Here is a 1,107-nt window from a genome sequence, read left to right as displayed (position 1 = left end):
TAAGTAACTAATCAAAATTAAGCAGCATTATGTTTAAGTTTAATTCCCAAGGTATCCCCGACAGCCGCCAATGCCCTATTGACGGTGTAAAAGAGATTGTCGCTACTTGCATAGTCCTGCGGTCTGATCCATTTGGTCTTCATTATCCTCCACAAGGTTTCCGCAAGGTTCAGGTGAGGGGAATACGGCGGAAGGTAAAAGAGGAAAAGCCCACGTTTCTCCCACAGCACTCTCAGTTCCCGTACTTTCTTGTTCCGATGTACGCTCGCATTGTCAAGCACGATGAACGTATCTCTTTTTATGCGCAAGGAAAAGCCATCGAGGTACTCAACGATTTTGTCCGCATCAATGCTTTCAGTCGTGGTGAATCCATGATAGCGGTTGTTCCGGTCTATCATGCCGAAGATGTTGACTCTTTGTGCCTTTTGGGAAGGGATATACACATCTTCGTCACGGAATTGCCAGCCGTAAGGCACATAGCCTTCGGTGCATACATGACTTTCATCGGCATAATAGAGGTCTATTTTGCCGTCTCTGTTCAGCTGTTCAAGTTCTTGCAACTTCTCGGTCTTATACGCATAGAGTTGCGGCGAGGGTACTCCCCTTGGGCGTTTCCTTATTCGCTTATATCTTGCGCCAATGCTGATAAAAAACGCTTGAACGTCAGGTCGCTCGCTTCCTTGCCCGTGGCTTTCTGCCAGGCTTCCCTGGCTTTGCTCACGCTCTGTCTGTCCTGTTCGATGGCTTTGCGGACAACTTCCTCGTCCGTACAGTCCATGATAGGTTTGCGGCCACGGCCGGGGCGGGTCTGTAGGCCGTTGATGCCTTCCGTTAAAAAACGTTTTACCCAAAAGTTGACGGACACATGCGACATTTCTGTCTGCAAACCTATGGCCTTGCTTGAAAAACCTGCTGATTTGAGCAGTACGGCACGGCAGCGCATCCGGAAGCAATGGCTCGAACCATTTCGGAAGCCTGCCTCCAAGGACAACCGTTCGGAGTCCTTTAATCTGATTGATTTGACTTTGCCCATAGAGGTAGCTTTGAGGATTATGAGGCAAAGGTAGCAAATCTATATGATATAAACTAATTATGAACATCTACTTA

The 1,107-nt window shown here is 47.8% G+C and carries 2 protein-coding genes; both read right to left on the bottom strand.

Annotated features, from left to right (window positions below):
* Positions 1–17: 17 nt before the first annotated feature.
* Positions 18–701 carry an IS630 family transposase gene (locus tag H6A61_RS15260; protein WP_225226500.1) on the bottom strand — a complete coding sequence of 228 codons (684 nt, stop codon included), beginning with the start codon at positions 699–701 and terminating at the stop codon, positions 18–20.
* Complete coding sequence (locus H6A61_RS16050) at positions 617–1,033, bottom strand: helix-turn-helix domain-containing protein (protein WP_225226499.1); 417 nt, start codon at positions 1,031–1,033, stop codon at positions 617–619. Before H6A61_RS16050 ends, H6A61_RS15260 begins: the two co-directional genes overlap by 85 nt.
* Positions 1,034–1,107 lie beyond the last annotated feature (74 nt).

The organism is Bacteroides caecigallinarum, assembly GCF_016901995.1.
In the GTDB taxonomy this organism is placed as follows: Bacteria; Bacteroidota; Bacteroidia; order Bacteroidales; family Bacteroidaceae; genus Phocaeicola; species Phocaeicola cellulolyticus.
This window is presented reverse-complemented; position numbering and strand designations above follow the sequence as displayed.